The sequence below is a fragment of the Chryseobacterium sp. R2ACT005 genome (assembly GCF_049949215.1).
GTDB lineage: Bacteria > Bacteroidota > Bacteroidia > Flavobacteriales > Weeksellaceae > Chryseobacterium.
The window spans coordinates 3879559-3905388 of the sequence record NZ_CP188192.1; the positions used below are offsets into that span (position 1 = coordinate 3879559).

The window sequence follows — 25830 nt, forward strand, 5'->3', positions numbered from 1 at the left end:
TTTATACCCATTCAAAACACATTTGTAAATAGTGTTTTTTTCATAACTTTACTTTAAATTTCAGCTCTTGGCTAATCTCTATAAAAAAGACTCTCCTTTTCAGGTTTATATATCATTCAAAAAATATTTGGATGTTCTGGAACATATCCGGTATAATGACAGATTAGAGTATAGAGTCAACTATGCAGAATCATTGATCGAGAGCACAAGAAATTATAAAGAGCTTAGAGAAGGTTTTCAGGACACCGCTTTTCTCGAACAGCATGAAGACCTCATCAGACTGCTTCTTGCAGATCTTTTCCCAACAGGTCTTACCAGAAATGAAATAAAAGCAGCGAGTATTCCTCTTTCCAATATCACATTCAATTATACCGAAAGGTTTAAAGATATTCTTAAAGATGCCGGACAAGACTTTGAAATAGAGCTCAGAAACATTACAGACAATGAGTTCTATGTATTCTGCTGCTGCCTGATTCTTCAGAGCTACTTCAAAAAAGATATTAAAAGCACTATTCCGTTCTATTATGATATTCCTAATAAACAGGGAATCATGAAACATTATAAGATTACGGTCAATTCAGATTTTACCGAAATTATCCCCACAGAAGATGCTAAAATCCCATCTGATGATGTGCTGGATATGCTTTTGGAAAACCTGGATGATTTTAAGTTGTGGAAAAAGTATTTCCCTTCAGAATCATGGATATTAAAAGGTTTCACTATCATTTCATTAGTAGACTGTACCTCGGAAGTGGCACTTTCTGATCTGAAATCAAGCATGATAGAGATTGATCCTGAAAATTTGAATCCTAATGAAAATCTGACTGAAATTTTCAAATCCTATTTTGATGTTTCGGAATTGAGTTTCGGGCTGATGACTTTTAATAAAAAAGAACAGAAACTGGATAAACTCCCAATTTATGAGAGTCTTCTTACAAATCATATTCTGGATTTCTGGATTAATGCTTTTGACGAAGATACCCGTAAGAGTACATTTAATAATTTAAATCATAATTCAAAACCTGTAGTTGTTTCCAATGTAAACAACCTGGAGGAAAGTGTAAAACAACTCCCTTCCTTCAGTATTTTAAAGGACAATAATGTCAACAGTTTCATGGTAATTCCTATCATGAAAGACGGTGAACTCCTAGCGATTATGGAGTTTACCTCTCCTATTGCCGGAAGTTTTAATGGTTTAAAACTTAAAAAACTGGAGTTTTTCACTGATATGGTTCTTTTCTCTCTGAACAGATTCTACTTTGAGAAAAACTATCAGATAGAAGCTATTATCCAGCGTGAATATACAACCATCCACGACAGTGTGGTGTGGAAATTCAGAAATGAAGCCGAAAAATATTTCACCGCATCGCTCGGTAAGAAAATATATACCTTAAAGCAGATTGCTTTCAAAAACCTTACTCCGCTGTTTGGTGTTTCGGATATCCGTTCTTCTTCGGAAAAGCGTTATAACCTGATGCTTCAGGATCTTAATCAGCAGATCGAATGGCTAAATGAGATTTTTATACTCACCAATTCCGATTCAGAAAAATTTTTGCTGGCACTGGATGTATTTGAAAATGAACTCAACAATGAGATCAAAGCTGATACAGAACAACGCTTTCAACGATTATTAAGGGAAGAAATTCATCCTTTTTTACAAGGGAAGCTGGAAATAAGAACCTCAAGGGAAATAAAGGCGAAGATCAAGGACTATTTTTCACACATCTTTACACCAACTGACCTTTTTTATCACCACAGAAAAAATCTGGATGATTCTATCACTCTGGTGAACCGTAAACTGGCAGATATGCTGGACGAAACTCAGATAAAAGCACAGGAAATTTTCCCACACTACTATGAAAGATTTAAGTCTGATGGTGTAGAGCATAACCTTTACATTGGCACCACCATCGCACCTGAGCTTCATTATACTTCAAAAGTTGTTCACAAACTGAGATACTGGCAGCTGAAAACCATCTGTAAAATGGAACTTGAATTTCACTCATTCAAAAAATATCTTCCCGTACAGCTGGATATCGCCTCACTGATCTTTGTCTATAATGAAAAAATAGACATCCGTTTCAGAATGGATGAAAAACGTTTTGATGTAGACGGAGCTTACAATTCCTATTACGAAATTATCAAAAAACGCTTGGATAAAGCCCATGTGAAAGATTCTTCAGAACGCATCACCGCTCCTGGAAAGATCACCATCGTCTATTTCGGAATGGAAAATCAGAAAGAATACCTCGACTACATTTCCAAACTCCAGAAGAAAGGAGTACTACAAAATGATATAGAATTCTTAAGGGTTGAAGATCTTCAGGGAATTACAGGATTGCTGGCACTGAGAGTTTCTTTTACACTTCCACAGGAATAGAAGTTATTTAATCTATAAAGTAAGTATCCGGCTTCTTCAATTCACCTTGAGGAATTCCCGCCTGTTCAAAAATAGAAAATTCAATCGTACGGCAGATACTGTTCAGCGCAAGGTCATTCTCTTCCTCACCAAAAGGCTCACCAATCTCCTGAATAATGGCATCAAGAGCAATAAAGGTATAACTGATTAACAGAACAATCATAGGCATCATCCACCCCAGGGAATCTACCAGTCCGAAAGGAAGCCAGAAGCAGTACAGATATACAGTACGATGCAGAAGAACACTGTAAGCAAAGGGTAACGGAGTATTGTAAATTCTCTCACAACCACCGGAAATATTAGAAAACTGATTCAACTGATGATCCATGGCAGTCATTACAATGGTATCAATATTTCCTTTTTTATTCTGTTCGTTCAGCCAGTCTGCAATAAATCCCAGAATAATACTTGGAATAAATTTTTTATCCTTCACCTCTTCCAGTTCTTCAGGAGAAAGAAGCCTTTCAAGATGTTCTGTTCCGGATTTATCTCTCAGTTGAAAATTCAGCGACCAGGAAAATGCAGAGATAAGCTTAATGATTTTCTCTTTTTCTTCTTTAGCTTCGGGAGAAGAATCGTTCACTAACGATAAAATCTGTCTCGTCAAAGATCTGGTTTCAATAACAAGAAGTCCCCAAAGCTTCCGCCCTTCCCAGAAACGATCATAGCTCGCAGAATTACAGAACCCCATAAATATAGCAAGAGCCAGCCCTATCAATGTAAAAATCGTAGGATTCAGATGTACTTTATAATCAAAGATTCTTCCTTTGAAAATATAGATAGCCAGGGAAAACAGCGTGATAATGCTAAGCTGAACAACAATTTTCTTTAATACAGAGCCTCTCCATATAAATAACATTTTCAGCCAATTTGTTCGCTGTCTTACTATCATTTGTGTGTTTATTGTTTAATTAAAGACTAAGAAAAGCAAATCCAAAAGACAGCACGGAAATTATAATCCCTGCCATAAAGACCTTATAAGTGATAGATAAAAGCTTATATTTCCGATCAAGTACCTTTCCAAGATAATACAGATCTTTTACCATAGAATCATAAATATAATCTCTGTCTTTGATCAGATCTTTCATCGCATTATGGTAATCATCAAATAGCATTTGGTGAAAATTTCCAAAGAAAAGCAGATTTACTTTTCTGTTGGCAATATCATTAGCAGTGAAGGTTGTTTTGGTAACATTGGGCTTGGTAGATAATATCGCAAAAACAATCGTTAGCACACTAGATAGCAGCAGAATGAAACTTGGAAGGATCAGATGGGCATTCTTCGGGGTATCCAGCTTGGGAACCAGTACAGAAAGACAAACCGAAATAATCACGGCATTTACAGATAAAAGGATATTGGCTTTGCTGTCTGCAATGTCGCTCAGTCTTGTATGGTTGTTAAGCGTTACTCTGAACAATGTATCTACACTTCTGTCAGATTTTTCTTTATCCTTTTTACCTTCTGAATTTTCCTTTTTTTCCTCTTTTTTCTCTTCTTCTTTTTCCAGCTTCTTTTCGATCTTTTTAATGTTCTTCTTTTTCAGAGGCTCCCAGTTTTCTTTAGCATAATCCGTATAAAAAGTATGCTTATTTTTCAGCATATCCAGATTTCCGGCATTCCATTCTTCATTAGAGAAACATCTTACATTCGTCAGCTCCCATTCTTTTCTCAAAGCATCAGAAATATCGTTATAATCATGACCTGCAAAATGACTGAAATCCGCATCTTTTACAATTTTTTCCAGTAAATTCTGAGGTTCATAATGTATTTTCGTAGCCAGAATCAGTTTTTCAACATCCGCGATATAATTTTCCGGATAATTTTCCTCCTGTAAAAAGGCTTTCATTACTTCCACACTCCTCTCTTCATGGTTCAGGGCACATTCTATATACCCGGTATCATGAAACCATAATGCTACGAGTACTTTCTCCTGATCCTCTTGAGAGACAGGAGTATTTTTCATGATTTCCTCAGCCTTATTGACCGTATAGGCAGTATGGATAAAATTATGATAAAAATATACTGAAGATAACTTATCTTTGAATAAGATTTCAACATAATTTTTAGCTTTTTGTAGAATGCTCATTCCTGAAATTTTGTTAATGTAAATTTATGAATTTATCCTTTAAAACTCATTTAAAAAATACTTCTATTGTTCTTCGAACTGTAATGTCCGCAGGAGCCCTTTATTCCTGTGCTACATATAACGTACAAAAGGGCAAAAACTTATTTGAAGTAAAAGATTCTGAGATAAAATCTGAAAATGATTTTAAACTTTTTCTGATTGGAGATGCAGGAAACGCAGATGAACCTCAGGCACAAAAAACACTGAGTTTACTGAAAAGCAAACTGGATTCTGCCGACAGTAACTCTATGCTGATCTTTTTGGGAGATAATATCTATCCTAACGGGATGCCTAAAGAAACAGATAAAGAGTATGCCTCAGCTAAAGATAAACTGGAAAATCAGCTTGCCATAACGAAGAATTTCAAAGGTAAAACATTGGTAATTCCCGGAAATCACGATTGGTATAACGGACTGGAAGGATTGAACGCTCAGGAAGGACTGGTAAAAAAATACCTCGACGACAAAAAAGCTTTTCTGCCTAAAAACGGATGTCCTATTGATGATATCAACGTTTCTAAAGACATTAAGCTCATAGCTGTTGATACAGAATGGGTTATTGCCAACTGGGACAATTACCCGGGAATCAATAAAAACTGTAATATCAAAACCCGCGAGGATTTTTTTACAGAATTTAAAGATCTGATCATTAAAAATCAGGGTAAAAAAATCATTGTTGCTTTACACCACCCCATTATAAGCAGTGGGACCCATGCAGGTTTTAATTCTGCAAAATCCCATCTTTATCCTTTCAAAAGTAAAGTTCCGGTTCCTGTAGTGGCAAGTGTAGTCAATATACTAAGGAGTTCCTCCGGAGCAAGCCCGGAAGATATCAATAACCAGCATTATGCAGATCTGGCTAACAGATTAAAAAGTATTGTTCAGGACAAGGAAAATATTATTTTCGTTTCCGGACATGATCATAACCTGCAATATCACGAAGATGGAAATCTAAGACAGATCATCAGTGGTGCAGGTTCCAAAACAGACCCGTCTACCATTATAGAGAAAACTGATTTTTCTTACGGAGGAAGTGGTTTTGCTGTTTTAAATTTCAGAAAAGATGAAAGTACAGATGTTGAGTATTTTTCTACGAAAGATGCGCAACTTCAAAAACTGACTCATATTTCAGTAATTTCCAAGCCGGATGTATTTGTCAATAACTTTCCCAATTCTTTTCCGCAGACATTTTCCTCAACCATCTACCCGGTACAGCTTACTCAAAAAAGAAAATTTTACCGATGGCTTTGGGGAGACCATTACAGATATTATTACGGAATTCCGATTGAAGCTCCAACAGCCAATCTTTCAGAATTAAACGGCGGATATATCCCTTTCAGAGAAGGTGGAGGAAACCAGTCCAACAGCTTACGACTGAAATCAGCGGACGGACAGGAATTTGTGATGCGTGGAGTGAAAAAGAGTGCCATCCGTTTTCTTAATAATATGGCTTTCACAAAAAGTACGTTAGGTGAAGAACTTACTGATACTTTCCCTGAAAAATTCTTGTTGGATTTTTATACGACCAACCACCCGTTTACTCCGTTTACGATTGGAAATATGTCAGAGAAACTGAATATTTTGCACAGTAATCCAAAACTCTATTATATTCCTAAACAACAAGCTTTGGGGAGATATAACGAGAATTATGGAGATGAAATGTACATGATTGAAGAACGTTTTTCTTCTGACCCTAAAACATTGGCTTATCTCGGTAATGCAAAAGATATTGTTTCCACGGATGATGTATTGAAGAACCTCAGCAAAAGCAATAAATATTCTGTTGACAGAGAATCCTATATCAGAGCCAGATTATTTGACATGCTTATCGGTGACTGGGACAGACACTCGGATCAGTGGAAATGGGCAGAATATGAAGCGGGTGACAAAGTAGTGTATAAACCTATCCCTAAAGACAGAGATCAGGCATTCAGCAAATATGACGGAGCTGCATTTAAGCTTATTATGAATGTTCCGGCAATTCGCCATATGAAAACCTTTACAGAAGATATCAGCAGTGTCAAGTGGCTTGCTATGGAACCCTACCCGATGGATCTGGTCTTTTTAAAAGGAGCTGATCAGACAGAATGGGAGACTCAGGCAAAATATATTCAGGAACATCTTACTGATGTAGATATTGATGATGCTTTCCATAATCTTCCGAAAGAGGTACAGGACAATACCATTGCTGAAATTCAGAGAAAGCTGAAAGTAAGAAAAACAAAACTTCAGAGCTACGCTGCTCAGTATTATGATGTATTACAGAAAAAAGTATCTCTGGCAGGAACTGTAAATCCTGATAAGTTTGTCATCACCAAAAACGGACATTCAGTACTTGTACAGCAATATAAACTGGGCAAGAACAAAGATCAGAATGAGCTGGTTTTTGAAAAGACCTATCATGATTCAAAAACAAAAGAATTGTGGATCTACGGACTTGAAGATGATGATATCTATGAAGTGGCAGGAACCGGAAACCCTAAAATGAACATCCGGCTGATTGGTGGATATAATCATGATACTTATAATGTTGCTGATGGAAGAAAAGTGAAGATTTATGATTTTAAATCTCAGAAGAATACTTATAACGCTGGCAATGCAACCAAAAACATCACTGATGATTATGACATCAACAGCTATAATTATAAACACCCGAAATACAATTCCTTTGCAGGATATCCAAACCTTGACTATAACCCGGATGACGGTGTCATTCTAGGCGTTCTGGCCAATTATACAGTCAATAACTTCATCCGTGATCCTTATACCCAAAGACACAGCTTAAAAGCTAATTTTTATACTGCTACTGCAGGATTCAGCCTTACCTATAAAGGAGTATTTAAAAAGGCTATCTCAGGTTGGGATTTCAATCTGGATGCATTTTATACGACTCCAAGGTTTTCTCAAAATTTCTTTGGCCTTTCCAATGAAAGTGAATATGATAAGGAAGATACGGAAAGAGAATACAACAGAGCCAGAATTTCAAAATTCAACTTTGCACCTTCTATCTCTCAGAAAAGCTGGATGAATCTGAGTCATCAGTTTCAATTAACCTTTGAAGATAATAAAGTCCAGAGAAAGGCTGACCGCTTCATCAACCAGTCACCGGACGTAAGACCAGGTGTATTTAACAGCCAACAGTTTGTAGGAGCCAATTATACATTTGGCTATAAAAATGCAGATAATACAGCATTCCCTACTCTTGGACTGGAATTTATGCTTAATGCCGATTGGAAAGCAACTCTTTCCGACTTTAATAAAAACTTCCTGACTGTAAAAGGAAAGCTTGCCATTGATCATAGAATTGATAAGAAAGGAAAATTTGTTTTTGCCAATTCCAGTAACGTAATGTGGATCAATAATAACAATTTTGAATTCTATCAGGCCGCTGCAATTGGAGGTAACAATGGGATGAGGGCTTTCAGAAACGAAAGATTCTCAGGAAGATCATATTTTACCAATAATTCAGAGATACGATGGGATTTTGGGAGAGTAAGAAACAATATTATTCCTGCGAATATGGGAATTCTTATCGGATATGATATCGGCCGTGTATGGAATGACAGTGAAAATTCCAGAAAATGGCACCAATCTGCCGGTGCCGGTGTATGGCTGAGTATTGTAGAAATGATGTCTGCAAGACTGAATTATTTCTATGGTTCGGATGGTGGAAGACTTTCCGCAGGGGTAGGAATGAAATTTTAAATAATCAAATTTTCATCATCAGTATTACAATTTTAAGACAGATACAAAACATTCTTTAAAACCTATTAAAACTAATTACAGTTGAATATTCAAAAAAAATCCAATTTTAATTAAATTTAATAATCCTAATTTTCAGCTTACATTTTTCATTAATAAAACCAATATGGCTTTTAAATAAAAGCCATATTTTCAGCTATATAGGTCAACACCACACATAGCTTTATATGTTTATCAATTCTTTAAAAAACAGACATTTTAAAAACATTTTATATTTGTAGCAATAAAAAAATCGACAAATGATGAAAAAGAAGCTATTGTATATGGCATTATTTACCCTGTTTATACATTTAAATGCACAGATAGGGATTAAAACATCAACACCTCAACATACTTTACATGTCAATGGTTCACTACAGATCGTTAAAGACCTGAATATAGGCGGCGATGACAGAACTAAAGGTAATTCAGGAAACAAAGGTGAGGTCCTAATGTCAAACGAAGCCGGAAATACTCCGGTATGGAAAACAATTGAATCTGAAAATTTCTTAAAAGTTGTGTATGTAGGGAACAAAACAGATATCAGCCCATCCAGCGGCAGTTATACAGGAACACACTCTACTCCAATCACCATTCATGAAAGTTATTCACAAACCTACGTCTTCAATGTGAGTAATAAGATTGATACAGCTTATTTAACTTATAACTCAGCAACAGGACTTTTCACAGTGGTAAAACCCGGGTTTTATAATATTGTTCCTTATGCAACCTATGATCTTAATCTAAATCCGTCAGGACAAACTGCAGGAACAGCAAATTCTTATATCCAAAAGGTTTCGCCGGCACTTATAACGCTTGCAGGCATATCTACAGGCCATGGAGAACGCACTACAGGATTGAACCATAATCTTTCATCCATTAACTTTTTCAATACAGGAGAAACCTTCAGAATACGCTGCCGATATACTCAGGATTTTAGGCTATCAAGTGGAAATATCCATATCTCTTACCTTACTCCATAAGATGTAAAAATGTCAATCACTTCAATACATTCATATATTCAAAAACCCCACAGATTTCTCTGTGGGGTTTTATTTGATTTTTTATAGTATTGGAAAGAATAATAATACCTGTCCGTTAGCATCGTATTTATAGTTCCATATTTTTGTTGTTGTCTTTGGAGGAATATTGCCATTAGCCGGATTTAAATTTTCCGTGACAGATACTTTTTTTCTGAAATTATTAGCAGATAAGCTTTTCTCATACAACTCATTATTCAGCAGATAAAGTTTTTTAAATGGATTTGCAGCGTTATCAAAATCAGAATATGTAATCGTAGTTAACTTATTATCTATTCCACTTATTTTTTCTATGACCTCACTTTTAGTAAGGTTATTATTGCTATAATAATAGGTTGTGAAATATTCATAACCACCAGGACCTTCAAATTTCCAATAAATCTTTTTTAATTTATCCTGTTCATAAGTATAGGTTTTGGTGTCAGCTACAGAACCAGGGCCGGTTACATTATTTACATAATAATGTTCCTGTTTTACAGGCCTGTTATTATCCATGGTAAAACGATATTCCTGATAGCCTTGAAAATTTGCTCCTTCCAATTCACTTAAGATTACTTTATTATTACTGTAAGACAGTGTAGTAATCTTATCGGCAAAAAACATATCCTCCATTTGCATAAATATTTTATAAAACCTTCCTTTAACATTCGTTAAATTTCCATTTTCATAAGTAAATTCATAAAATTCTTTAGGATTAGGTGTTCCGATACCATCTACCCCATTAACATAAGCTTTTTCAGTCTGTATAACCGGAGGCGGCGGTGGAGTATCCGCTGGGGTATCATCACTGCTGCTGCATGAGAGCAGGCTTAATGCAAGTGAAATGTAAAACAATTTTTTCATGGTTAATTAGTTAGTATATTTATTATAAAAATATAAAATTTAGTTTAAAGAAAACGTATATACATTCCCCCCTTCATTTTTCCCTTTCTCGTCTGCAATCATAACTGTTTTATCATCAAGAAAAACAATGGCTTCTTTCTGGGAATGATGATTCAATGGAATTTTCTGAATTTTTGCACCACTGAAATCGTTGGCCGTAAAGCCTGTAAGAACGTGTACATTTTTATGCGTAAGCAATACAATTTTATCTTTTGTACTGTTGATCGTAGCTGAAGTAATGGCTGCATCATTATAACCACCCTGAAGTTTTAGTTTTCCGATTAATTTTGCTTCAAAATCACCTTCTTTATTGGGCACCTGGAATACAAGGAAAGTTCCGTCAAAACCCTTACTTCTGTTTTTTGTGAATAAGTAGAAGTTACCATCCATTTCTACAAAAGCTTCACAATCGTACAACAGGTTTGATTTTTTTGGTGGAAATTCCGTTTGACCCTGATAATGGAATTTTGTGGTTTGAACAACTTTTGTTGTTGTCTGTGTACTGCTGGTAAGATCAGTTTTTAAAATAGCAAGATCGGTACGGTTATTATCATTGTTACCAAAATCTCCGATATAAATATTTCCCTGAGCATCTGATATAATGTCTTCCCAATCTGTATTTTCTGTATTTTCTACAGGCACTTTTGCCAACATTTCACCTTTATCATTGATGCCGTATACTGCATTTTTATTCCCTCTGTCTTCTATCACCCAAATGGTCTTCTTATCTTTTGATAAAGCAATTCCGGAGACTTCCTTCAACTTCTTAGGTAGGGAAAACTGGACTTTCAATTCATCCTCGTTAGTGGGAGAATTCTGAGCTTTTGGATTACAGCTCAATAGAAGCAAAGCAGGTAAAATAAGAAAACGTAACATATTTATTTTTATTTTTTTAATTGAATGTAAGAAGCATTAATTGTTCCAATAAAGGGCTATGAAAGCTTTTTTGCCTTTTCCCACAGAACATCCATTTCTTCCAGAGACATATCTGCCAATTTTAAATCCTGTTCCTCAGCAAGTCCTTCCATTTTTTGAAATCTTGAAATAAACTTAAGATTGGTTCTTTCCAAAGCAGAATCGGGATTAATTCCTGAAATTCTTGCATAATTGATCAGTGAGAAAAATACATCCCCAAGTTCCTGTTCCTTTTTATAGAGATCAGTCTCAGCATGAAACTCCTGAATCTCTTCATCTACTTTTTTCCAGGCATCTTCGGCATCATGGAATTCAAAACCGATTCCTTTTACCTTATCCTGGATTCTGTAGGCTTTTACCAAACTCGGCAAACTTTTCGGTACTCCACCCAAAATAGATTTATTTCCTTCTTTTAGTTTTAATTTTTCCCAGTTCTGTTTCACCTCTTCCTCATCTTTCACTTCAATATCTCCATAGATATGAGGATGGCGGAAAATCAGCTTTTCATTAAGGGAATTGATCACATCTGCTATATCAAAACTTTCTTTTTCTGAACCAATTTTAGCATAAAAAACCAGGTGAAGCAGAACATCTCCCAGCTCTTTTTTTATTTCCTGCAGATCATTCTGTAAGATAGCATCTGAAAGTTCATAGGTTTCTTCAAGGGTAAGATGACGAAGCGACTCTAAAGTCTGTTTCTGGTCCCACGGACATTTCTCACGAAGATCATCCATGATATCCAGTAATCTTCCAAAGGCCTCTAGTTTCTCCTGTTTCGTATTCATAAGTAATGAAAAATTCAATCTTGTACAAATGTAAGGGATATTTTGGGTCTGTGGTAGTGGTTTGGAGTGAAAGTTAAGAGTTTGTGGATATGGAATGCAAGAGGTTACAGGTTTAGGGTTTAATGTTTAAAGATACAGACGAAATTTGAACTTAGCAGAAAACTCACTAATCCCTATTATCTGTCATCTGCTACCTCATAAAAAACAAAAAGTCTTGTCAGAAATTTCCTGACAAGACTTTGTATTTTTAATTCAAATTGAATGAATTATCCTTGTTTTCTGTGCGTACTTTTTGGAGCTGATTTTGCAGCTGAAGTAGCTTTTACTTTTGGTGCAGCAGGTTTTTCTGCTTTTGGAGCTTTTTTAGCTTCTTTTTCAATGTTTAATTCTTCTGCAGGCTCTCCATCCAAAGTTTCAGGCTCTGCCTTTACAAAACTTTCAGGAGTAATATATCCCGCTTTATGAAGAACATTGTACCACTGAGCCAATTTCTTGATATCAGAAGCATATACTCTTTCTGTATCATAGTTAGGTAAAGAAGACACCATAAATTCTTTTAAATCTGCATCAGAAGATTTGTGAGAAATTGTTTCTTTATAATCATTGTTTTTAGCAATATTTTCAAAAACTTCGAACAAAGGAACTTCTTTTTCAAATGTAAACATGGCAATATTATCCAACAAACTTACCTGGCTTGAGTTTCCAATACTTACTTTTTTCTTAGTGGTAACATCTTCAATGATGAATCCGTTTCTTAATTGAGAAACTAATTTGTAAAGTCCTGGCTTTCCAGAAATTGAAATTATTTTTTCTAACAGCATAATTTTATTTTTTGTAAATTCTGCAATCAGCTCTAAGCTTTTTGCTTTATATTATTTCTTTTATCCTTGTTTAAATTATTTTGGAAATCTCATTTTGTAACCAATGCTTACGTCACCCTGAGAGATTTTTGTCAGTTTACCTTTTACCAGTTTCTTTTTCAGAGCACTCAGGTGATCAGTAAACAGTACCCCTTCAATGTGGTCATATTCATGCTGAATTACGCGGGCTCTAATATCGGAAAAAGTTTCTGTATGTTTCACAAAATTTTCGTCATAATATTCAATAACGATTGTCCCTTTTCTTTTTACATCTTCTCTTATATCCGGAATAGAAAGACAGCCTTCATTAAACTTCCATTCTTCACCTGATTCTTCAAGAATTCTGGCATTGATGAATACTTTTTTGAACTCTGCCAACTCATCTTTAATATCTTCATAATCCTCATCTTCAGCAAGAGGAGTCACATCTATTATAAATACACGGATATCCAAACCGATCTGAGGCGCTGCAAGACCTATGCCATTTGCGCTGTACATCGTTTCAAACATGTTATCTATCAATTCCTGTAATTCGGGATAATCTTTGTCTATATCTTTTCCCACTTTTCTCAAAACAGGATCCCCAAAAGCTCTTATCGGTAAAATCATCTTAATTTTTGTTCTAAAAAATTCTGCAATATGATGGTTGCACTTACTTTATCTATTAATCCTTTTTCCTGCCTCTTTTTTTTGTTTTTTCCACTTTGAGAAATAAAAAACGAAGCCATTTTGGAAGTAAACCTTTCATCAAAACGATGGACCGCAATATCCGAAAATTCTTTTTTAAATTCTTCAATGAATTTTAAAATATCAGTTTCGATTTCCGAAACGTTTCCTTTCAAATCTATGGGAAGCCCAATTACCACTTCATCTACCTTATTTTCATTGAAATATTTTTTCAAAAATTCCATTAAAAAACGGTTCTCTACAGTCTCCAGCCCACTGGCTATAATCTGCATATCATCTGTTGCAGCGATACCACAACGAGCCTTTCCGTAGTCAATTGCAAGGATTTGTCCCATAAGTCTGCAAATTTAGTAAAATTTACTGATTTTATTCATAACGCAGTTTTTTTATATAAATCATGTTTTATTCCATTATTTTTTTTATAATTTTAATCTTCCAAAAAACAATTATATGAAGAAACTCATCCTCGTAAGACATGCAAAAAGCGACTGGCCGGAGGAAACGGAGGACTTTGACAGACCATTGGCAGACAAAGGTTTGACAGACGCTATGCACATGTCCAGATTCCTTAAAAATAATAATATTTCCATCGATCACTTTGTGTCAAGCCCCGCAGTACGTGCACTGAATACGTGTAAAATTTTTAATCAGGCTTATCAACTTAACTGTTCTACTGATGAAAAATTGTACAATCCTTCGGAAAGAAGTTTTGAATCTGTAATTTATGACCTGGATGACACCCTGAATTCAGTTGCTTTTTTCTCTCACAATAATGGAATTTCAAATTTTGCCAATTCCATTTCTGAAGATATTTTTCATTTTCCCACATGCGGAGTCGCTGGTTTTGAAGTAGACTGTGAATCGTGGTCAGAATTTGACGGTGCCAAAAAGAAACTGCTGTTCTTTTATGAACCAGGGAAAATATAACGTTACATCTCTCTTTTTTTATGCGGCTCTATTCATCTTTCTTTTTTCATGTCAGAAACAGAAGAAATCTTATTTTGAATAGACTGCACTGAATGATATAAAACTCCCGGCTTCTCCAAAACCCGGAAGCTGGCGGTATAACCATCATGAGCATTTCCAGACATTTGAAGATTTTCAGAAAGTAAAAAAAATAAAACCTGAACCTGGAAAAAACACGATTTATCTTCAACCCATCGGAACTTTTGATGAACTTCAGAAAAGAGAAATAGCACTCACCAAAGAATATTTAAAAATATATTTCCAGCTGGAAATAAAAATCCTTCCCGTTTTACCCAATACGATCTTTCCTGAAAAAGTCAAAAGAATTTCAAAGGAAGGACACGAACAAGTTCTGGCAGGTTATGTACTGGACAGCATTCTGATCAAAAGAAAACCTAAAGATGCTGTAGTACTGATGGGAATTACAGAGAAAGATCTTTTTCCAAAACCAGAATGGAACTACGTTTTCGGACTTGCATCTTATGAAGAAGGTGTAGGAGTAACCTCTATGTATAGATTTGCAAATGGTCATTTAACCGATTCCAATTTCAATGAAAGTTTTTTAAGATTAATAAAAATCAGTTCCCACGAGATCGGACATATGTTCGGAATCAGCCACTGCCTGAATGCCAACTGTGTGATGAATGGAACCAACTCACTTACAGAAACAGATTATCACCTTGCAAGAGCTTGCTCATTGTGTCAAAGGAAACTGAATTCAAGCATTCATTATGACAATAAGAAAAGACTTCTTGAACTAAAAAATTTCTTTGAAAAACAACACCTTAATACAGAGCTTACTTTAGCAAATCAGGATCTGAATCTTGTACAGTAAACTACCATTCCTTTTACAGACTTCACATTCCCCTCCTCTGGAGGGGTGGCAAAAAATTTATTTTTTGACGGGGTGGTTAAGTTTCGGCTAAAGCTATTATCGTTGTAAAAATGAAAAAACGGGCTAAAGCCCGTTTCTATTGAATATTTTTTCGATATTATTATTTCTTCTTCAAATCCAGATCATCAAAATCAAAACTGAAATCTGTCACATCAGAAATCGCCTTTAATTTTGCAGATTCTGCCTTTCCGTTTTCGTCATAACTGAAAATAATATAAGCATCTGCATCATAGCTTCTGTCATCCCATTTGATAATAAAAGAATTGTTAGAATAAGGAAGCAATTCTCCTTTTAATCTTGGAGAGTTTTTACATGAAATTCTGTAAGTATTTCCCTGTTGTGCAATTTCCACATCACCAAACCATACGTCATTATAAGTTCCTGTAAACTGCTCTGCTTTTGGCTGAAGAGATTTCTCTTTTTTAAATGTTTCTGATTTTACAAAAGCATCTTTCTTTTGTTTATTAAAATCTGCTTCCATCTTAGACATTCTGTCACCATATGTTTTCAGCCAGTTTCTGTCTGCTACACCAAGATAAGAATCCTTTACCGTATTGGTAATCGTATTGAAAGCAGCGCCGGATTGTTGGTTCGTCAATACAACAATTCCCAGCTTCATATCCGGAATCAAAGTGAATTGGGTAACCGTTCCAATTAACCCACCGGTATGCTGTATCTGCTTATGCCCTTTAACATCGCTTAGAAACCACCCTAAACCATATCCGTAGAAGCTTGTATCGTATGGATTTTTTGCAGCAACTCTATCAGGGATCTGAAGATTCCAAAGCTGCTGAACATTTTTATCTGAAACTAATTTTTTCCCGTCTTTAGTGGTGAAATTATTTAGCAGACATTCTGCCCAGATCGTCATATCCTTAATATTACTCATAATTCCCCCTGCGGCATTTGCTGTTTCGTTCCAGTCGTGGGGAACGGCAATTGCTTTTCCGTCTACAGGAGCATGTGCATCAATTTTATTCGTTACAGACTTTGCTCTGTTATAGCTCCCAAAGCTTGAAGTCATCCCTACAGGTTTCATAATTCTCTGTTCGATAAATTCTGCCCAGCTTAATCCTGAAACTCTGTGAATTACTTCTCCGGCAACAATAAACATGATGTTATTGTAATCTAATTTTGTTCTGAAAGGATTCTCAGGTTTCAGGTATCTCACATTATGAACAATGTCATTCACCGTTAAGTTCCCTCCTTCCGGAAAAAACATAAGATCTCCCTGTCCAAGGCCCAATCCGGCTCTGTGAGTGATAAGATCTTTTATCGTTACATTTTGAGAAACGTATGGATCGTACATTTGAAACTCAGGAATATATTTTGAAACTTTATCATCCCAGTTCAGTTTTCCTTCATCTGCTAAGATTGCTAATGCTGTACATGTAAAACCTTTAGAATTGGAAGCAATTCCCACCAATGTATTATCATCCATAGGCTGTTTGGTCGTAAGAGAACGTACTCCAAAACCTTTGGAATAAATCATTTTTCCATCTTTTACAATTCCCACGGACATTCCAGGCACATCAAAGGTTTTCAGGGTATTTTGGATCAGCTCGTCCAGTTTTTTTTCTTCAACCTGCGCATTGGCCAGTCCTACGGTCAAAAGAAAAATGAAAAAAGAAAGTTTCTGTTTCATTGTTTATTTTAATTTTCCCAAATTTACTAAATATTAAGTGATGCTAATTTTAGCATGGTTAAAAGTTTACATATTTTACTGATAAACCCGTTGTATTCATGAAAAAGACTATTTGTATCTGTATTTTCTCTCTTTTCGCAGTCAGTGGTATCAAAGCCCAGGACAGAACTTCCAATCCTTTACTTTTACAAACCTGGAATCTCAGTAAAATGGATACTTATATTTATACCTACGAAAAGCAGGAGGGTTTTGAGGCAAGAAGAGAAGGAATCAGATTTCAGAAAAATGGAAAAGTCACAGGAAACCTGATTAAATCTACATTAAGATATGATACTCTGGAAGAACCGGTTACTAAAAATGAAAAACCAGACCGTTACATCGGGAGCTGGAAAAAAGCCTCAGATTCTACAGTAACTTTAGTATTTCCTTCCAATACGAATATGACCGGTACTTTTGTTATTTCAAAGCTTACGGAAAATCAACTGAAACTAAAAAAGGTTTTCAGTGCGGATATAGAAAAGAAACTGGATTCTATCCGAAGAACAAAAAATATTATTGACTGATATCCTACATTATTCTCTGAAAGGAATCAGATCTGATAAGTTTATTAAAGCTTCTTATATTTGCAGTCTTAAAAAAATCAAAAAAATGGCAGTAAACAGATTATTGGCTTTCTTCTTCCTGATGATAAGCTGTAATTTATATTTTTCTCAGAACGTCACCATCAAAGATGATAAAGTTTTATTAGATGGAAAACAGATTCTGAAAGCTGAAAAAATTAATGTGGCCCAGTATTCATTTTTTTCTATGAAGAATGATGAAGAGATTCTTCTTTACCGATATATGGACAATGAAACTCCAAGCTATGTAAGTGATGATTATTTTATCCTGAATTTTCTGCCTGAAAAAACAAAAGTAGAATCAACAGATATAGCCAAAATTGCCAATTTTATGAATTCTAAAAAAGGAATGGAAAAGCTGGTAAAATGGTTATTAAAAGAAAGAGTAATCAATCATGACGGAGAACTGAATCCTGAACGTGTAGCGATATTCAAAGATAAATACCACGAAAATATTACAGAAAGAACCCTTAGATAATGACAAAGATCCTTCTCCTTTCCGACTCTCACTCATATATTGATGACCGGATTCTGGAATACGCTTCTCAGGCTGACGAAATATGGCATTGTGGAGATTTTGGAAATCTTGACGTCATTGAGCAGCTGGAAAAGATAAAACCTCTGAAAGGAGTCTACGGCAACATTGATGATGCTAAAATCCAGGCTGAATTTCCGGAGGTCAACCGTTTCTTTTGTGAAAAGCTGGAGGTTTTGATGATTCATATCGGAGGTTATCCCGGAAAATATACTCCACTTACTAAAAAAGAAATAGCAGAAAAAGCGCCTAAATTATTTATCTCGGGACATTCGCATATTTTGAAAGCGATGTATGATGAGAAAAACAACCTGCTGCACCTTAATCCCGGTGCCTGTGGAAAACAGGGCTGGCATAAAGTAAGGACGATGATGCGCTTTGTGGTAGACGGTGAGGAAATCAAAGATCTGGAAATTATTGAACTTGGACCGAGAGTTTGAGTGTTTAAGTGTAGAGGAGTTTGATTTCATACATTTTACTTTCTACCTTTGTACAATAATTGATTCAGACAAGTCTTAAAATATGAAAATCGGCGACAAGGTTTCGGTAGTAGATGAAGATTTAAGCGGAGTGGTAACTTCCGTGAAGGGAAATATTGTCGTTTTTAAAGATGAATATGGCTTTACCCACCAATATCCTAAAGAAAAACTGGTTCCTAAGGATTCTGATCTTTATGAAAATATCAGAGTAATAAGAAAAGCAGAACCTAAAAAAATCATTTCTAAGAAACATCAGAAAAATCATTTGGTTTTAGACCTTCATTTTCATAATTTGGTAAAGAATCCCAATGACTATGACAGCTTTGAAAGATTGTTTATCCAAAAGGAAAAACTGATTGAAGTGATCGGGTTTTGCAGAAAGAACAACCTGAAGAGACTGGAAATTGTTCATGGCATTGGTGACGGGACTTTGCAGAGGATGGTTTGGGATGTATTGGAAAGCCAGGTCAATATTGATTTTTATAATAAGGAAATACTTCACCATCAATCGGGTGCGGTAATGGTAGAATTTCACTAAATTTGCATCAATTGAAATATGAACGTACTTAATTTACTTTTTACCAAAGACGGATTGATCTGCCAGATTGTTAAAAACAAAAACATTCTGGAGGAAAAATCTTATTTCGTTACTGAAGAGACCCCAGCCAATCTTATTGAGCAAAAGCTGGACGAAGTTCTTATTAAGCAGCGCTATGATGAGATCCAGGTGATTTCAGCATTTAATCATTTTACTCTGATGCCTGAAGGTTTTTCTGAGCACGAGGCTGGATTTGATCTGATTGCCTTCAACGCTCCTGCCGATAGAGAGAAGGAAGAGCTGATGCTTTCTATCAACAAAAAATTCAATATCCAGTTTTATTATACTTTCCCGAAAAATTATTATAAAAAAATAAAAGAGCTTGCGATACCGGTTCATTTTAATTTCTCCGGAGAAAAGTTTCTAAGTTCAATTAATAATAAAACCAACAAGGAAATTCACATCAATCTTTATCATAACCAATGTGAGTTTTTTGCGATTGACAATAAAAAAATAATCCTTTATAATAATCTTGATGTCAACTCAGAAGTAGATTTCCTTTACTTCATTATGTTTACATTGAGTAAGATAGGTTTTGGAATCAATGAAACCAGCTTTTATGCTTATGGAGAAACTACGGAAAATGAAACATTCATTTCCGAACTTCAGAAATTTGTTAAAAATCTGAAAATTGTTTTTGACAATATTCCAAACAAGAATTTTATACTTAACTAGGTTGCAGGCCGCAGGGAATAGGGTTAGAGCCCAAACAACCACCTGCCACCTATAATCTATTACCTAAACCCTAACAACAATATGTTCAGAATAATATCAGGCAAATGGAAAGCCAAAAAAATTGCCGCCCCTAAAAACTTTGATGTAAGGCCTACCACCGATTTTGCGAAAGAGGCTTTATTCAGCATTCTGGAAAACAAATACGATATGCAGTCGATCTCCGTGCTTGATCTTTTTGCAGGAATTGGCTCTATTACCTTTGAATTTGCTTCCAGAGGATGCCAAAGTGTTACCTCTGTAGAAATGAATCCAAAGCATACGGCATTTATCAACACTACCGCTTCTGAGCTTGACATGGCACTTCAGATCAATGTACAGAGAGGTGATGTATTTGACTGGCTTAAAAAATTCAGAAATAAAAAATCTTTTGAGATTGTTTTCTCTGATGCTCCTTTTGAAATGGAAGAAAAGAAGTATTATGAATTGATTTCTCTGGTCTTAAACAATAAATACCTGAAAGAAAACGGAGTTCTCATCGTGGAGCACCAAAGCCGTATGAAGCTAGAACATCCCAACCTAATAGATACCCGAAAATACGGAAACGTGAGTTTCAGTTTTTTTGAACCGAATAAAGAAGATAATCAGGAACTTTAATTCCTGATTATTTTTTTTGACCTTTCCGGAGCTGTTTTTCCCCAGTCTGTAATTGCTTCCAATACGGGAAGAAGAGTCCTTCCAAAATCCGTTAAGGTATATTCAACCATTAACGGAGGTTTTTCTGTAAACACTTTTCTGTCAATAATATCATCTTCCTCCAGCTGCTTAAGCTGAAGACTCAATGTCCTTTCCGTAATGGTAGGAATTATTTTTCTTAGTTCATTATATCTTTTAGCACCATCTATCAGGTGAAATAAAATCACAGCCTTCCATTTTCCGCCTATAAACCTCATGGTTACACTGGTGCAGCATGGGTATGCTTTATCATCTATTGTATACATTTTTATACTATCCTTTTTTACCGTTATTGCAAAGTTAATAAACTTAAATTAATTTTGTAACTATAAAAATGATAGTATAAAATTATGAACTTTTTAGACAAAATGAAAAACAGGTATACTGTAAAAAAGTATAACCCACAGGGAAAAATCAGTGAAGAACAGATCGCTACTTTACAAGAGATTTTACATCTCAGTCCTTCATCTATTAACAGCCAGCCATGGAATTTTATCTTTATAAAAAATCCTGAAATCAAGAAACAACTGGCAGACAAATCCTATTTTAATAAGGAAAAAATTCTGGACAGCAGCCATATAATCGTTTTCCAGGCTCTTAAAAATCCGGAAGATTTTGAAAAGCAGATCGAAGGTGTCCTTCCGGAAGGATCTGTTGCTTATTACAATAACTTTGTAAAGTCTAAAGGAGAAGATGGAATTAAATCCTGGCTTAAACACCAGGTTTACTTATCACTAGGTGTCTTGCTTTCTGCCTGTGCCGATATGGAAATCGACTCAACTCCAATGGAAGGAATTGAACCCGAAGGATATGATGCTATCCTGAATAATGAAAAATACGAAACATTGCTCGCAGTCGCTATCGGGGAAAGAGATGAAACAGACACCAATCAGCCTAAGTTTAATCCAAAAACCAGACTGAAAGCTGAAAAGGTAATTGTAGAGGCTTAATTTTCTTTACCAATATATACTAAAAAAGCCTGCTTCAATATGAGGCAGGCTTTAATTTATAATACTTTCAATTCTAAATCTATTGTTTTCCCAAAGAACTTCTTTGAGATCTTTTCAAAATTCTTGGTAAGATCGGAAAGGTAGAAGTGATAATTCGGTTTGGGGTTATTATCATTTAAAAGGTTGTACTTATCCAAAATAATCTTCAGATGGTTCGCTACAATATTCGGAGAGTCAATAACACGGACTCTGTTTCCGTAATACTGTTTGATTTCATCAATTAAAAGAGGATAATGGGTACAGCCCAAAATAAGTGTTTCAATATTCTTTAATTTACTATTACTTAAATAATTATAAATAATTGCATGAGTGATCGGATGGTTTTTAAATCCTTCTTCAATAGCAGGAACCAGCAATGGCGTTGCCAATTCATCCACTTTGATCCATTTATTATGCTTTCGGATACTCTTTTTGTAAAGTCCGGAATTCACAGTAGCTTTGGTCGCAATAACTCCTACATTATTGTGGATTTCATAAGATACTTTTTCTGCTACGGGATTGATAACGTCTATAACAGGAACTTTTCCTGCAACAGACTGCATCACTTCATTTAAAGCATTAGCTGTTGCCGTATTACAGGCAATTACAATCGCTTTACAGTTCTGCTGCAGCAAAAAATTGGTGATCTTTGTAGAATATTCAATGATTGCTTCCTTGGATTTTTCTCCGTAAGGAAGATGCTTTGTATCTCCAAAGTAAATAAGATCTTCATTAGGCAGAAGTCTTTTGATTTCTTTGGCAACGGTAAGGCCTCCCACCCCACTGTCGAAAATTCCGATAGGCTGGCTTGGTGAAAGATGTGAATAATCTTGTTTTTTAGTTTTCAAATGAACTGAAATTTTATACAAAATTAATGAATTTATGTTGCATAGTATAATATACTACTTAATTAAAAAATTTTGATGTTAGATTATATTTTAGATCTGTCATGCTGAGCAAAGTCGAAGCATCTTTCATTCTATACGATAAACAAATCTGAGGCAATTCCGTCTGCCATAAACCAATGTTTCTCAGGGATTTTTAAATGGTCATTCTCAATAATTAAAATACCTTCTTCTATTTTCGTTTTGATTTCTGTCTGAAAATGTTCCAGTAATCTATCTGAAAATTTATTTTTTAAACTCCTAAGATCTACACCCCAGATCGTACGCAGGCCAATCATGATCATTTCATTGAACTGATCTTCCTTAGAAAGAATTTCTTCTTCTTTGGCCAACAGTTTATTATCATTAAGCTTTCTAATGTATTGCTGGTTATTAGCCACATTCCAGCTTCTGACATCAAATCCGTTATAAGAATGTGCCGAAGGTCCTATTCCCAGATATTCCTGATATTTCCAATAGGAAGAATTGTGACGGGAGTAGAATCCTGGCTTGGCAAAATTGGAAACTTCATAATGTTCAAAGCCATTATCTTTTAAAAAGTCAGACAGATAATAGAATTCTCTGTTCTGTTCTTCTTCTTTTGGACTTTTCACCTTTCCTTTTAAAATCCAGTTTTCCAAAGCTGTTTTGGGCTCTACTGTCAAAGCATAAGACGAAATATGAGGAACTTCCAATGCAATTGTTTTATTCAGGTTTTCTTTCCAGATCTCAAGATTGGAGGTTGGTGAACCGTAGATCAAATCAATACTCAGGTTTTCAAAGCCAAAATCCTGTGCCCGTTTGATAGAACCTTCTGCCTCGGAAGCAGTATGGGCCCTGTTCATTAATTTTAAATCTTCTTCAAAAAAACTTTGAGTACCAATAGACAGTCTGTTCACTGGTGTTCCGGCTAATTGTTTTAAAAAACTTTTATCCAGATCATCCGGATTGGCTTCCAGAGTAATTTCAATATCTTTTTCAAAACTGAAATACCGTAACGCTTCATCAATTAAGGAATTGATTTCATCTACGGATAGAATAGAGGGTGTTCCTCCGCCAAAATAAAGGGATTTCAGCGTTCTGTTCTGTAATTCATCTTTTCTGAGCAGCATTTCGGTTTTCATTGCACGAAGCATTTCATCCTTGAAATTCAGGGATGTTGAAAAATGAAAGTTACAATAACTGCATTTTTGTTTACAGAACGGAATGTGAATATATATCATAAAAAAAGCTCTGAAATTTTTCAGAGCTCAAATTTATTTAAATTAAATTAATTAGTATCTAAATCCTCTAGCATTAATAAAGTTGTCAAAGTTATAACCCAGACCAATCATGAAGCTGTTTCCACCATAGCTTTGGATATCAGATATTCCAAGGTTATAAGTTGCTCCGATCATGAATTTGTTGAATCTCACTTTTACAATTGGAGAGATACTCAGGTTCTGATTGTCAAATCTGTTCTGAACCGTTCTGTAGCTTACCCCGAAAGAGAATGCGTTGATATCATTAGAGAATGTAGCCATAAGGTTCCAGTCTATCATTCTCGTTGAGTTTGTATTAAGGTTGATTAATGCTGATGGTGCTATTGTAATATTATCAGCAATGTTCCAGTTATATCCTAAGTTTAAGAAGAATTTAATTGGAGAAGGCTCGTAGTTGTTTACGATAGAAGCATCATTACTTAATGCAATATCATTTACGGAAACACCCCCGAACAGCCCTCTATAGGTAGCAGCCAAACCGAAGTTTGCATACACCATGAAGATATTACTTTCTTCACCTCTCAATAACGGGTCGCCTCCTTCTTCAGTATTAATTTTAGAATAATCAAAGTTCATGTTATAGAAGTTAACACTTGTACCGAAAGAGAACTGGTCTTTTCTGTCTCCTTCACTACTTAGAGGAATAAAATATGAAGCACCAGCTGTAATCCCTCCTGCAGAAATAGGTCCGTTGCTATCTCTGAACACAGAAATTCCAGCACCTACTCTATCAAAGATATTCGCATTAATCCCGATTGACTGAACATTCGGAGAATTGTTGAACTTTGAAAATTGTTGTTGATAATTGGCGTTGAGCTGTACGTAATCTGTTTTTCCGTATTGAGCTGGGTTGAACAGGAACTCACCATCCAAAAGATATTGCTGATAGTATGGTAGTGATTCTTGTGCTTTGTATGCATTTGACAAAAGAGCTAAACATACGATAGCATATAGTTTTCTCATAACAAATCTTGATTTCAATTCAACAAATATAAAAAAATTCTCAATATATTTTTAGTTTTCTAAATAATTTCTCCATTTTTTTACGGCATCCGCCATATCTTTGGGCATTGGGCTCTCAAAATATAATTCCTTTTTAGTCGTTGGGTGTATAAATCCGAGGGTATGGGCATGAAGGGCATGTCTTGGCAAAATTTCAAAAACATTTTTAATGAATTGCTTATATTTTGGGAGATTTATCCCTCTTAGAGGCGTATGTCCTTCATATCTTTCGTCATTAAACAAAGTATGCCCGATATGTTTGAAATGCGCCCTGATCTGATGGGTTCTTCCCGTTTCAAGCTTACATTCTACCCATGTCATGTATTTGAATCTTTCAAGGACTTTATAATGGGTTACTGCGTGTTTTCCATGGCTGCCATCTTCATAGACAGACATCTGCATTCTGTTTTTAGGATGTCTTCCGATATGGCCTCTGATTGTACCTTCTTCATCCTGAGGGTTCCCCCATACAAAAGCCCAGTACAGTCTTTTGGTAGTTCTGTTGAAGAATTGTTTTGCCAGAAAGCTCAATGCATACTCATTCTTGGCGATCACCAGCAGTCCGGAGGTATCTTTATCAATCCTGTGAACAAGCCCTACTCTGTCAAGATCAGACTTTGCTCCATTCTTTTCAAAATGGAAAGCCAGCGCATTCACCAATGTTCCGTCCCAGTTTCCGAATCCCGGGTGTACAACCATTCCTGCTTCCTTATCCACTACCACAAGGTCATCATCTTCATAAATGATATTTACAGGGATATCCTGCGGAACAATGACATTCTCTCTCGGAGGATGGGTAAGCAGCACCGAAATCTGATCTCCCGGTTTCACACGGTAATTCTGTTTTACAGGAGCTCCGTTCACCACAACGTTTCCGGCTCTGCAGGTCTGTGAAATTTTATTCCTTGAAGAATTCTGCCTGTGGATCAAAAGGAACTTATCAATTCTTAATGGTTCCTGTTTACTGTCAACAGTGATATTAAGATGTTCATACAATCCTTTATTTTCCTCGTCAATATCGATGTTTTCAATACTGTTGGAATCTAATAATTCTTCATCTAAAAAATCGTCGTTATCTTCTGACATTGTTTTAT

The 25830-nt window shown here is 35.5% G+C and carries 26 protein-coding genes; 12 read left to right on the forward strand and 14 right to left on the reverse strand.

The genetic code is table 11. The annotated features are described in order from the left end of the window. Positions 1-67: 67 nt before the first annotated feature. Entirely contained in the window at positions 68-2380 is a 2313-nt protein-coding gene (locus ACPF63_RS17790) for a GAF domain-containing protein (RefSeq protein WP_077413853.1), read from the forward strand. 7 nt (positions 2381-2387) lie between these two features. On the opposite strand, the gene ACPF63_RS17795 is transcribed toward ACPF63_RS17790, so the two are convergent. Together ACPF63_RS17795 and ACPF63_RS17800 are read right to left on the reverse strand one after the other, a co-directional pair. After that, a complete protein-coding gene (locus tag ACPF63_RS17795; protein ID WP_426480799.1) occupies positions 2388-3278 on the reverse strand; it encodes a bestrophin family protein in 891 nt (296 codons plus the stop codon). 52 nt (positions 3279-3330) lie between these two features. Further along, complete coding sequence (locus tag ACPF63_RS17800) at positions 3331-4506, reverse strand: Pycsar system effector family protein (protein ID WP_426480800.1); 1176 nt, start codon at positions 4504-4506, stop codon at positions 3331-3333. A gap of 26 nt (positions 4507-4532) precedes the next feature. Between ACPF63_RS17800 and ACPF63_RS17805 the strand changes: the two genes are divergently transcribed. Together ACPF63_RS17805 and ACPF63_RS17810 are read left to right on the forward strand one after the other, a co-directional pair. Continuing rightward, complete coding sequence (locus tag ACPF63_RS17805; protein ID WP_426480801.1) at positions 4533-8249, forward strand: metallophosphoesterase; 3717 nt, start codon at positions 4533-4535, stop codon at positions 8247-8249. Between the two features lie 296 nt (positions 8250-8545). After that, the gene (locus ACPF63_RS17810; RefSeq protein ID WP_426480802.1) at positions 8546-9268 is read left to right on the forward strand and encodes a hypothetical protein; all 723 of its coding nucleotides are present in this window, start codon (positions 8546-8548) and stop codon (positions 9266-9268) included. Between the two features lie 81 nt (positions 9269-9349). Here ACPF63_RS17810 and ACPF63_RS17815 read toward each other — a convergent pair whose 3' ends face one another. The 6 genes from ACPF63_RS17815 to ruvX form a co-directional block, all read right to left on the reverse strand. Continuing rightward, positions 9350-10168, reverse strand: a complete 819-nt coding sequence (locus ACPF63_RS17815; protein WP_426480803.1) for a hypothetical protein — start codon at positions 10166-10168, stop codon at positions 9350-9352. A gap of 39 nt (positions 10169-10207) precedes the next feature. Continuing rightward, positions 10208-11083: a hypothetical protein gene (locus tag ACPF63_RS17820; protein ID WP_426480804.1), complete on the reverse strand. Its 876-nt coding sequence runs from the start codon at positions 11081-11083 to the stop codon at positions 10208-10210. Positions 11084-11139: 56 nt separating this feature from the next. After that, positions 11140-11907, reverse strand: coding sequence for a nucleoside triphosphate pyrophosphohydrolase (mazG, locus tag ACPF63_RS17825; RefSeq protein WP_426480805.1), 768 nt, complete (start codon positions 11905-11907; stop codon positions 11140-11142). A 266-nt stretch (positions 11908-12173) separates the two neighbouring features. Then, the gene (locus tag ACPF63_RS17830) at positions 12174-12728 is read right to left on the reverse strand and encodes a DUF5606 domain-containing protein (protein WP_077413846.1); all 555 of its coding nucleotides are present in this window, start codon (positions 12726-12728) and stop codon (positions 12174-12176) included. A 75-nt stretch (positions 12729-12803) separates the two neighbouring features. Next, a complete protein-coding gene (gene def / locus ACPF63_RS17835; RefSeq protein ID WP_180565144.1) occupies positions 12804-13376 on the reverse strand; it encodes a peptide deformylase in 573 nt (190 codons plus the stop codon). Continuing rightward, positions 13373-13789, reverse strand: coding sequence for a Holliday junction resolvase RuvX (ruvX, locus tag ACPF63_RS17840; RefSeq protein WP_047382122.1), 417 nt, complete (start codon positions 13787-13789; stop codon positions 13373-13375). The genes def and ruvX overlap by 4 nt, the downstream gene beginning before the upstream one ends. 115 nt (positions 13790-13904) lie before the next feature. On the opposite strand from ruvX, the gene ACPF63_RS17845 reads away from it, so the two are divergent. Continuing rightward, positions 13905-14381: a SixA phosphatase family protein gene (locus ACPF63_RS17845; RefSeq protein WP_047377738.1), complete on the forward strand. Its 477-nt coding sequence runs from the start codon at positions 13905-13907 to the stop codon at positions 14379-14381. Positions 14382-14835: 454 nt separating this feature from the next. After that, positions 14836-15255: a hypothetical protein gene (locus ACPF63_RS17850; protein WP_426480806.1), complete on the forward strand. Its 420-nt coding sequence runs from the start codon at positions 14836-14838 to the stop codon at positions 15253-15255. Between the two features lie 160 nt (positions 15256-15415). On the opposite strand, the gene ACPF63_RS17855 is transcribed toward ACPF63_RS17850, so the two are convergent. Next, a complete protein-coding gene (locus ACPF63_RS17855) occupies positions 15416-16960 on the reverse strand; it encodes a serine hydrolase (protein WP_426480807.1) in 1545 nt (514 codons plus the stop codon). 98 nt (positions 16961-17058) lie between these two features. Here ACPF63_RS17855 and ACPF63_RS17860 point away from each other — a divergent pair, with 98 nt between their 5' ends. The 6 genes from ACPF63_RS17860 (at position 17059) to rsmD (ending at position 20521) form a co-directional block, all read left to right on the forward strand. Further along, a complete protein-coding gene (locus tag ACPF63_RS17860; protein WP_426480808.1) occupies positions 17059-17523 on the forward strand; it encodes a hypothetical protein in 465 nt (154 codons plus the stop codon). Positions 17524-17608: 85 nt separating this feature from the next. Then, entirely contained in the window at positions 17609-18058 is a 450-nt protein-coding gene (locus ACPF63_RS17865) for a hypothetical protein (RefSeq protein WP_426480809.1), read from the forward strand. After that, positions 18058-18555, forward strand: coding sequence for a metallophosphoesterase family protein (locus ACPF63_RS17870; RefSeq protein WP_264519178.1), 498 nt, complete (start codon positions 18058-18060; stop codon positions 18553-18555). The genes ACPF63_RS17865 and ACPF63_RS17870 overlap by 1 nt, the downstream gene beginning before the upstream one ends. Positions 18556-18637: 82 nt before the next feature. Next, positions 18638-19132, forward strand: coding sequence for a Smr/MutS family protein (locus ACPF63_RS17875; protein ID WP_077413839.1), 495 nt, complete (start codon positions 18638-18640; stop codon positions 19130-19132). 18 nt (positions 19133-19150) lie between these two features. Next, positions 19151-19867 carry a DUF3822 family protein gene (locus tag ACPF63_RS17880; RefSeq protein ID WP_047382109.1) on the forward strand — a complete coding sequence of 239 codons (717 nt, stop codon included), beginning with the start codon at positions 19151-19153 and terminating at the stop codon, positions 19865-19867. Between the two features lie 81 nt (positions 19868-19948). Next, the gene (rsmD, locus tag ACPF63_RS17885) at positions 19949-20521 is read left to right on the forward strand and encodes a 16S rRNA (guanine(966)-N(2))-methyltransferase RsmD (protein WP_077413837.1); all 573 of its coding nucleotides are present in this window, start codon (positions 19949-19951) and stop codon (positions 20519-20521) included. Here the strand turns inward: rsmD and ACPF63_RS17890 are convergent. Next, on the reverse strand, positions 20518-20865 hold the full coding sequence (locus ACPF63_RS17890; RefSeq protein WP_077413836.1) for a winged helix-turn-helix transcriptional regulator: 348 nt from the start codon (positions 20863-20865) through the stop codon (positions 20518-20520). The genes rsmD and ACPF63_RS17890 overlap by 4 nt on opposite strands. 84 nt (positions 20866-20949) lie before the next feature. On the opposite strand from ACPF63_RS17890, the gene ACPF63_RS17895 reads away from it, so the two are divergent. Then, positions 20950-21549, forward strand: coding sequence for a nitroreductase family protein (locus ACPF63_RS17895; RefSeq protein WP_426480810.1), 600 nt, complete (start codon positions 20950-20952; stop codon positions 21547-21549). Positions 21550-21605: 56 nt separating this feature from the next. Here the strand turns inward: ACPF63_RS17895 and murI are convergent, their stop codons facing one another. From murI to ACPF63_RS17915, 4 genes are all read right to left on the reverse strand, one after another. Next, positions 21606-22436 carry a glutamate racemase gene (gene murI / locus ACPF63_RS17900; RefSeq protein ID WP_047382099.1) on the reverse strand — a complete coding sequence of 277 codons (831 nt, stop codon included), beginning with the start codon at positions 22434-22436 and terminating at the stop codon, positions 21606-21608. A gap of 131 nt (positions 22437-22567) precedes the next feature. Continuing rightward, positions 22568-23695, reverse strand: coding sequence for a radical SAM family heme chaperone HemW (hemW, locus tag ACPF63_RS17905; RefSeq protein WP_426480811.1), 1128 nt, complete (start codon positions 23693-23695; stop codon positions 22568-22570). A 51-nt stretch (positions 23696-23746) separates the two neighbouring features. Next, entirely contained in the window at positions 23747-24697 is a 951-nt protein-coding gene (locus ACPF63_RS17910) for a PorP/SprF family type IX secretion system membrane protein (protein WP_047377725.1), read from the reverse strand. Between the two features lie 51 nt (positions 24698-24748). Then, a complete protein-coding gene (locus ACPF63_RS17915) occupies positions 24749-25822 on the reverse strand; it encodes an RluA family pseudouridine synthase (protein ID WP_426480812.1) in 1074 nt (357 codons plus the stop codon). Positions 25823-25830 lie beyond the last annotated feature (8 nt).